Source organism: Aeromonas sp. QDB62, from assembly GCF_027705695.1.
GTDB lineage: Bacteria > Pseudomonadota > Gammaproteobacteria > Enterobacterales > Aeromonadaceae > Aeromonas > Aeromonas allosaccharophila.
This window is the reverse complement of the sequence record NZ_JAPDCD010000085.1, coordinates 1-7,347: the sequence shown is the minus strand read 5'-3', so window position 1 is coordinate 7,347 and position 7,347 is coordinate 1. Positions and strand designations below refer to the sequence as shown.

At 57.7% G+C, this 7,347-nt stretch carries 13 protein-coding genes; 11 read left to right on the top strand and 2 right to left on the bottom strand.

Annotation, left to right across the window (positions count from 1 at the left end):
- The first annotated feature begins 352 nt into the window (after positions 1–352).
- Positions 353–1,351, top strand: a complete 999-nt coding sequence (locus tag OKC27_RS22180) for a replication initiation protein (RefSeq protein WP_068979440.1) — start codon at positions 353–355, stop codon at positions 1,349–1,351.
- Between the two features lie 154 nt (positions 1,352–1,505).
- On the opposite strand, the gene OKC27_RS22175 is transcribed toward OKC27_RS22180, so the two are convergent.
- A complete protein-coding gene (locus tag OKC27_RS22175) occupies positions 1,506–1,796 on the bottom strand; it encodes a hypothetical protein (RefSeq protein WP_042650710.1) in 291 nt (96 codons plus the stop codon).
- 208 nt (positions 1,797–2,004) lie between these two features.
- Between OKC27_RS22175 and OKC27_RS22170 the strand changes: the two genes are divergently transcribed.
- Positions 2,005–2,418 carry a MobC family plasmid mobilization relaxosome protein gene (locus OKC27_RS22170; RefSeq protein WP_043849774.1) on the top strand — a complete coding sequence of 138 codons (414 nt, stop codon included), beginning with the start codon at positions 2,005–2,007 and terminating at the stop codon, positions 2,416–2,418.
- A 136-nt stretch (positions 2,419–2,554) separates the two neighbouring features.
- Here OKC27_RS22170 and OKC27_RS22950 read toward each other — a convergent pair whose 3' ends face one another.
- Positions 2,555–2,956, bottom strand: a complete 402-nt coding sequence (locus tag OKC27_RS22950; RefSeq protein ID WP_316942068.1) for a hypothetical protein — start codon at positions 2,954–2,956, stop codon at positions 2,555–2,557.
- Positions 2,957–3,116: 160 nt separating this feature from the next.
- Between OKC27_RS22950 and OKC27_RS22160 the strand changes: the two genes are divergently transcribed.
- From OKC27_RS22160 to OKC27_RS22120, 9 genes are all read left to right on the top strand, one after another.
- Entirely contained in the window at positions 3,117–3,653 is a 537-nt protein-coding gene (locus OKC27_RS22160; RefSeq protein WP_043849772.1) for a hypothetical protein, read from the top strand.
- Positions 3,654–3,962, top strand: coding sequence for a hypothetical protein (locus tag OKC27_RS22155; RefSeq protein WP_043849771.1), 309 nt, complete (start codon positions 3,654–3,656; stop codon positions 3,960–3,962). It begins immediately after the preceding gene.
- A gap of 99 nt (positions 3,963–4,061) precedes the next feature.
- A complete protein-coding gene (locus tag OKC27_RS22150; protein ID WP_043849770.1) occupies positions 4,062–4,349 on the top strand; it encodes a hypothetical protein in 288 nt (95 codons plus the stop codon).
- 401 nt (positions 4,350–4,750) lie between these two features.
- Entirely contained in the window at positions 4,751–5,017 is a 267-nt protein-coding gene (locus tag OKC27_RS22145; RefSeq protein ID WP_231556881.1) for a CopG family ribbon-helix-helix protein, read from the top strand.
- Positions 5,005–5,298: a type II toxin-antitoxin system RelE/ParE family toxin gene (locus OKC27_RS22140; protein ID WP_011222050.1), complete on the top strand. Its 294-nt coding sequence runs from the start codon at positions 5,005–5,007 to the stop codon at positions 5,296–5,298. Before OKC27_RS22145 ends, OKC27_RS22140 begins: the two co-directional genes overlap by 13 nt.
- Positions 5,299–5,312: 14 nt before the next feature.
- Positions 5,313–5,843 carry a hypothetical protein gene (locus OKC27_RS22135; protein WP_043849768.1) on the top strand — a complete coding sequence of 177 codons (531 nt, stop codon included), beginning with the start codon at positions 5,313–5,315 and terminating at the stop codon, positions 5,841–5,843.
- Between the two features lie 14 nt (positions 5,844–5,857).
- Positions 5,858–6,190, top strand: a complete 333-nt coding sequence (locus OKC27_RS22130) for a type II toxin-antitoxin system CcdA family antitoxin (RefSeq protein WP_052497043.1) — start codon at positions 5,858–5,860, stop codon at positions 6,188–6,190.
- Between the two features lie 39 nt (positions 6,191–6,229).
- The gene (locus tag OKC27_RS22125; protein WP_270806715.1) at positions 6,230–6,481 is read left to right on the top strand and encodes a hypothetical protein; all 252 of its coding nucleotides are present in this window, start codon (positions 6,230–6,232) and stop codon (positions 6,479–6,481) included.
- Positions 6,482–6,767: 286 nt separating this feature from the next.
- Positions 6,768–7,307 carry a replication initiation protein gene (locus OKC27_RS22120; RefSeq protein WP_394853918.1) on the top strand — a complete coding sequence of 180 codons (540 nt, stop codon included), beginning with the start codon at positions 6,768–6,770 and terminating at the stop codon, positions 7,305–7,307.
- Positions 7,308–7,347 lie beyond the last annotated feature (40 nt).

Here is a 7,347-nt window from a genome sequence, read left to right as displayed (position 1 = left end):
CATAGTCCTTGAGAAACTCAAACAGGCTGTAGCCTTTCTGGAATTGGATTTTGCTTTTGGCCATGATCTCGCACCTCCGATAACTGTACGTAAGATCAGTATAGTTCGTGGTAACTGACTGCTAATCATGGGTAATCAGGTATCTGGATGCCATGTCACGTCTTGATTAGCGGACGTTGTAAGGTGTGACCGCCTGCGGTAACGTACTGGCCAGAAAAGACAAACCCCGAATCTCTTATCTTCATCTTGGCGGAGTCGGTAAGAGAGTTCGGGGTCGTTCACTAAGAACAGGAAAATAATAACACATGGATCACGCTAAACAACCCTGCCCCGCCAATAAGCGCGGGCATCATTGACGAAAACAGCCTCTCGCGCCTCGTTTGTCGAACGTCTGCCTCATCGCCCCTACTGTACTGATGACCCGTCACAGGGCCTGTTGATCCGCCCGAAGGCTACCGCGCTGGCCTATCGCCACATCCAGCACAACCCGCCGCCGCACGTCGCCTGCCTGGTATTCGATATCGACCGACCAGATGGATACGCCGCATGGGAGTCCGCTGGACTGCCAGCTCCACACTGGATCGCCATCAACCTGGATGAAGGGCTGGACGAGAACGGGGTCTGTCATCGAGGCCGTGCCCACATCGGTTACATGCTGGCTACCCCTGTGGCCCGCACCAGCGCAGCCAAGGCGAAACCATTGCGCTATCTGGCCGCCATAGAACACGTTATGGCGCATCGGTTAGGGGCTGACATGCGGTTCACAGGCCTCATCACCAAGAACCCCACACACAGCGATTGGTGGACGGTCTGGCACCCCATTGAGCCCTATTCTCTCGACTATCTGGCCGAGTTCTGCCCGGATAAAGATCTCGCCGCCTACAGTCGCCGCAGCCGCAAGGAGGCGAGCGGGCTAGGGCGTAACGTCACCCTGTTCGACAACGTGCGGGAGTGGGCTTACAGCGCCGTCAGAGAGTATTGGCGACCCAATGGGTACGACGCATGGGCTGAGGCTGTCAGAGCTGCCTGTGACAGTGCCAATGCGTTTGGGCTGGAGCAGGGCGGTCCGTTGCCCGTGTCCGAGACGAAGGCCACGGCCAAGAGCATCGCCCGTTGGGTATGGCGACATTTCACCCCGTCCGAGTTCCGCGCCATTCAGGCAACCAGAGGGGCCAAGGGGGGCAAGGTTTCCAAGGGGGGCGGGAGGCCCATGGGAACAAGCCGGACTAACTGGGAGTTGTGGGAAGCCATTCAGAGCATGAAGGCTGCCGGATACCCGCATAGCACCATCGCCGACGATCTCAATATTTCCGCCAGTACGGTAAGCAAGTACGCCAAAATTTCAAAATAGCGATCGCGAAAACAAGCCATATCAGATAACAGCGCCCGTAGGGCGGCCCCTTCTCGAAAGTCATTTAAGAGAGAGAGGCTCGTTGCGAGGGGGGTAAGGCCGATCCCGAAGGGCTGTCCATCAGGCCATGTGTTTGGCCTGTGGGCAGTAGGTCTTATCCCCGGAGCTGTTTGTTCTCTGCCGTTCGCAGTGCCCGCAGAATCTCCCCGGCCTGCTCCGGGGTCAGTACCACCGCCGACCCTCCATCCCGGATAGCCTGCATCTGGGCATCCAGCCCCTCTACCAATGCCCGATTTATCGTCACAGTAACGTTATTGTCCTGCTGCTTTGCACGGTAGGCTGCTTGTCGTTCTGCCCCTGTTTTGGCTGATCCGGTTTTTGGCCTACCCCGTCCGCGCTTGATGCCAAACATGTCCCCAGTCCCCTGATCCTTGGTGTCCTTCATGGTGTTATTTCCTGTCACTGTAACGGTAATTGATTATGTGTCACTGTGACGATAATTGGCAAGTTGCCGACCCCCTGTTTTTTTGCTGTACTGGCATTAAGCCAGCGTACCCGTATTACGTTTTAGCCTGCTTCGCGGCTCAACGTAACACGGGGCTGGTGAGGGGCTATGCCCCTTCAATCCCCCTAAACCCACAGCCGGAGGCAGCGTGTCCAAGGTCCAAAAGATAACCACCGTCAGCGTCAGGATCGACAAGCCGACCGCCGCCGAATGGCGCGAGCGGGCGACCGCATCCGGGCTCAGTGTGTCTGACTGGATCCGGGGTGCGGTGGATGCCAATCAGCAGACGAATTTGCCGACGCCCCAGCGCCGTCCCGTCCGTGTCCGCGATACCAGCAACGATGCCGACCCGGCGTTGATGCGCCAGTTGGCCGGGATGAGCAACAACCTCAACCAGATAGCCCGAGCCCTGAACGAATGCCGGTTGGCCGGCTCGTCGGTGCAACTGGTGGAAGTGCTGGCCCTGCTGCGCAGCATCGAGGCTGAGGCAGCCCACTTGCTGCCCCAGTTGCCTCCTCCCCCCAAGCCGACCACCAAGGAGAGCAGCAGCGATGCACGTTAAATTCCTAGCCCACGGTACGGGCAGCGGCGCCCGCGCCTCGGCCTACCTGCTTGGGGCGCACGACCACACCGGAGCGGAGCGGGCCGGGGTGACGGTACTGCGGGGGGATCCGGCGCTGTTCGCGGCGGTGGCCGACTCACTGCCGTTCCAGCAGCGGTACTCCAGCGCGGTGATTTCGTGGGCCGCCGAGGAGGCACCGACCGCTGCCGAGATCGACGAGGTGCTGGCCGATTTCGAGGCGCTGGCATTTGCAGGACTGGAGCCGGAGGACTACCACATGACCGTCGTCCAGCACGACGAACCGGGCGGCGGGGCGCATGTGCACATCCTGATCCCCCGTGTTCACTTGGGCAGCGGAAAATCGTTCAACCCGGCTCCACCAGGTCAACGCGACGACTTCTATGCGGTCAGGGACAAACACAATCATGCCAAGGGCTGGGCGCGGCCAGACGACCCGCTCCGGGCACGGCTGCTGCGGCCGGATTTCGAGGCATACAAGGGCGACCACCCGGCCATCAAAAAACAGATCACCGACCACCTAATCGGGGCCACCGCGCAGGGGGTGATCACAAACGCCGCCGAGCTGCGAGCCTACCTGCAAGAATCGCTCGGGTGCGAAATCACGCGAACGGGCATGGATTACATCAGCATCAAGCCGGAGGGCTACCCCAAAGCCGTCCGGTTAAGGGGAGAGTTATATGGAGCATCTTGGACAGCAGAAAGAACGCTTGAGCGAGAGGCTCAAGCAGCGGCAAGAGCAGGAATTGGGCGAGGTGGAGAAGTTAGCGAAAGCGGTGCTCGACGAGCTCAAGAAAGACTTAAAAAAGCGTGTGAACGACGAGCTGAATACAACCGTGGGCGCTATCCGGGACGGGATAGAGGGATTGCCCCAACAGATCTCCGACTCGACCGACCCATTGAGGGAGGTCTTGGAGCAGGCCCGGAGCGAGGCCAACACCCTCAAGCTGATCTCCAGCGTCTGGCTCAAAGCCTTGCTGGTTGGGGTGTGCACCGCAGTGGGGATAGGGTTGGGGAGCTGGGGGGTATTGAGCTGGATGGGCAGCGAGGTTCAGCGGTTGAACAGCGAGATCAGCAGCGCGAAAGCCACGCTGGCGCAGCTTCCGACCGGAGTGACCTTCGTCCATCAGGGCGGCAAGAGCTACATCCTCGCGCCGACATTGGGGCAACCGTTCAACGTGAAGGACAGCGACAAAATGGCTGTGGAGGTGAAGTGAATGACCGAACTGGAACGGGTGCTACTCGACAGGCTGGAGCGGATAGAAACGGCACACCAGCAGCAAACGACGGCTTTGGAGCAGCAATTACAGCAGCAGGCGCGTTCTTTGAGCGAGTTGCAGATCGCTTGCACCAGCGCGCTGGAGAGTTGCGGGGTGTTATGCGGCGAGCTACAGCGTTCGTTCGAGACGTTGCAGAGCGGGGTAGAGCGGTCGAACAGAGCGACAACGACAGCGCTTGGCAGCTTAAGCAGCAGTGTCAACGACTTGAACGAGGCGCTGGACGCCTTGCAGAGGGCGCAGCGCTGATCGCCGACAGGGCTGCGGAGCTGCGAAAAGAGCAGCGGCGAGATCGTGGATTTAGCATGTGATATATCGTCACAGTGACAATAATTAAGGAGATCGGGTATGAAATCAGGTCGGTTGGGTACACCTGACACGGTGGCGCATATTCGCCAGTTCCCCCCGGTTGAGTACGAACTGGCGAGCTATCAAGGCTCCCCGTGGCTATGGGCCGATGGAAAGCCGCTGATCGACCTCCTCGATGCGACCATCGACTGGATGATCGATGACGACGGCAGTCGCTGGATCGTCATTGATACCGAATACCTGCGCCAGCAGGTGGCCCACTATGCCCTGCTGTCCGCCGATACATGGCGGCAACGGCTGCTCGATGCTGGCGTGGAGGTGGATTGAGGTGCGATTGAGTGATCGGTTTCCGGGGTTGATGCTGTGGCATACGGTGGCAGCTGTGGCCGCCGTGTTTGCGGCGAAAGCCCTGCTGTACTGGGTTGCGGACTGGTTGGGCCTTGGGCCGCTCTACAGCGCCTTGGCGGGGCCTTCTTGGGACGTGGCGGCGTGGATAGCGTTGGCAGCCCTGCTGCTGCGGTGGATGAAGGTCTAGCCCGTTCTGCCGCGCTGCGCTTGGCTGCCCCCGAGCTCGCTGCGACAGACTGCGCTAGTCGCCCCAGTTCGGGGGCGACATTGCAGTACTGCAATCGGGTTGTGACGGCGCTTGGATTGCGTGGTAAATTTAGGTATCACTAGGTAATACCTTTGGCTAACAGTGAGGTTTTATGTCCGCAGCTACCAAACCCATGTCTATCAAACTTGATAGCGATACCCAAAGCCGGATCAAGCAGCTAGCTGCTGCCCGCGACCGTTCAGCGCACTGGATGATGCGCGAAGCTATCACCCAGTATGTTGAGCGCGAAGAGCGCAAGGAGGCGTTCCGCCGCGATACCCTCGATGCTTGGCAGGAGTTTCAGGAGACTGGTTTGCATGTCTCTCTTGAGGAGGCCGATCAGTGGTTGGCTGGTTGGGGCACCGAGATTGAAGGTGGTGCACCTGCATGCCACAAGTGATCCTCTCTCCGGCTGCTCTGCGTGACCTTAAACGGCTGCGCGAGTTCTTGCACAGTAAGAGCCCGGTTGTTGCACAGCGAGCAGCCCAAACCATCCGTTCGGCGCTGGCCCAGCTCGGGCAACAACCCGCGATGGGGCGTCCTATTGAAGGGCTCCCGGAGGTGTTCCGCGAGTGGGTTATCCCCTTTGGGGACAGTGGTTATCTGGCGCGTTACCGCCTAGAGGGCGAAACCGTAGTGATCTTGGCTCTGCGTCACCAGCGCGAAGCCGGGTTTATTTAGGTCAGGGAGGTGTAATGGGTGGTTTGAACTGGGAAAAAGCTACTAAAAACGCTAAGGCAGACAAGCGAGCTACAGGGCTGGATCTCCTCCGCAACCCTGCTGATGAGATGAGCGAAATTACTCGGTTGCAGCAGGCTCGGCAGAAGAAGAACAGACCTACCCCAAGGGCAAAACTGGACGTTGTAGACGTAGCTCCTGAACTTGCAGGGCAAGCGGTGGGCGAGGCAATACAAAGGGGTCGGTTGATTGATAAGGCGTTAACCTTTGAAGAGCGCAAGGCGGCGGCATTAAAGCGTCACGCAGAGAAAACAGGTAAGACCTTGCCAGAGCCCAATAAGCCACAGAGCAAGAAGGTGCAGCACAAGGCCGATCAGGCAGAGAAAAAGCAACGAAGAGCAGCCAAGGCAGAACGAAGCAAGCAGCGGGCTGAATGGCGCAAGACTTTGCCGCCGGAGCAGGCTGAAGCGAAGATTAATCAGCTCAAAGCGGAAACCAAAGCCGCACGGAAGAACCGGGTGCCGGTTGACGACACTCCACCGTGGTAAACGAGAACCAAGATATGCAAGGTGATTTGGACCAAGAGGCTTGGGAGCGCTCACACATTGAGGCTGCATTGAGTGAGGCAGATACTGGTGACTTTTTGCCGGAAAAAGAGATGGCAGCGAAGTTCAATCAGTTGGGCCAGCGGAAAAACGCAGAGGCCGACCGTTGGAAGCTTGAGAACCATGAGGCCATCCAAGAACTGAATCGGATAGTCGAAGAGCGCGGCTTATTTTCCGATGGATTATTTGATGTCGAGCAGGTCATGGAGAGGGTTAGCAATGGAGAAGAGACCCTGCACTCACTGGACGATGTAGAACGAGAGTTAGGCTTTGATATTAGCGGGGAGTGACTGATACGTAGACTGCCTAATAAATACGAGAGGTGCATCTTGTATCAGGGAGCTAAAGACGAGGCGTTTGCTTCACCTGGTGAAGAGTATGCAGCCGCATTTTATTGGTTATCGCGTATCGACTGGCTCGATTTAGACGAGGCCAAGGTGATTGCCCAGCAAGCATCAGAGAGAGTTATTGCAGTTCACGCATCAAGTAATTCAGATGGGGATGATGCAATTTTCGCTGTCGTTCGTGAGCGTTTGACCAGCCCAAAGAAGGGGGTCAGGAAGCATCTTGGAGAGCTGTGAAACTACTGGGATAGGTAACGTTGCCGAGGCAAAGTTAGTGCTGTAACGTATTGCCCAGAAAAGACAAACCCCGAACTACTGCGTTTCATCTTGGCGGAGGAAACAGTAATTCGGGGCCGTTCACAAAGAACAGGGAAAGCATAACACATGCAAGATATCAGACAACCCAGAACCGCCAATAAGGCGGTTAGCATTGCTAGGTAACTTCAAGCAACTCCTGCCCGAATTTGTCGAGTGTCAGCCCGTTAAGGGCGGCCCTACCTACTGGCTACCTCGCGATAGCGCCATGCAGATCGAACGCATCAGGGCGCATCTCAATGACCGTCATTGGCTGATGGTCGATCATGACAGTTCGCCAACTGTTCATGCCCACACCCTGTACGACATCGAGCCGAACGTGGTGGTCTACAACCAGACCAATCCCCATCGGCACCAAGCCTTCTGGCTGCTGAAAGACCCGGTTTATTGCCAGCCTGAGGTACGCGAGCGCCAGCCGTACCGCTATCTGACGGCCATCGAGGCCGCCTATGACGAGCATTACGGGGCCGATCTTTGCTTTGCGCGTCACATCCATCGTAACCCCTGCGCCTTCATCAACGATACAGACTGGCGGCACTGGCGGACACACACGCTTTCCGAGTTGGCTGAACCGGTGAATCTGTCGGTACGGCGAGCCAAGGCACTGGACCACTCCATAAACGCCCCTGATGGCCGTAATAACGCTTTGTTTGATGAGATGAGGCGATGGGCTTACCCACAGGTAGAAATCGCTCGTAGCGCGTCCTATGAGGGGAGCCCGCAGAATTCGGAAAAAATCGTACGCTAAGGTTTTCCGGGCATCCGTAAGGGCCGAAACTTCCCGTCTT

Bases quoted from the DNA above. Each gene is read 5' to 3' on its own strand.
- OKC27_RS22175 (WP_042650710.1), bottom strand. From the start codon at position 1,796: ATGAAGGACACCAAGGATCAGGGGACTGGGGACATGTTTGGCATCAAG.
- OKC27_RS22160 (WP_043849772.1), top strand. From the start codon at position 3,117: ATGGAGCATCTTGGACAGCAGAAAGAACGCTTGAGCGAGAGGCTCAAG.
- OKC27_RS22155 (WP_043849771.1), top strand. From the start codon at position 3,654: ATGACCGAACTGGAACGGGTGCTACTCGACAGGCTGGAGCGGATAGAA.
- OKC27_RS22150 (WP_043849770.1), top strand. From the start codon at position 4,062: ATGAAATCAGGTCGGTTGGGTACACCTGACACGGTGGCGCATATTCGC.
- OKC27_RS22145 (WP_231556881.1), top strand. From the start codon at position 4,751: ATGTCTATCAAACTTGATAGCGATACCCAAAGCCGGATCAAGCAGCTA.
- OKC27_RS22140 (WP_011222050.1), top strand. From the start codon at position 5,005: ATGCCACAAGTGATCCTCTCTCCGGCTGCTCTGCGTGACCTTAAACGG.
- OKC27_RS22135 (WP_043849768.1), top strand. From the start codon at position 5,313: ATGGGTGGTTTGAACTGGGAAAAAGCTACTAAAAACGCTAAGGCAGAC.
- OKC27_RS22130 (WP_052497043.1), top strand. From the start codon at position 5,858: ATGCAAGGTGATTTGGACCAAGAGGCTTGGGAGCGCTCACACATTGAG.
- OKC27_RS22120 (WP_394853918.1), top strand. From the start codon at position 6,768: ATGCAGATCGAACGCATCAGGGCGCATCTCAATGACCGTCATTGGCTG.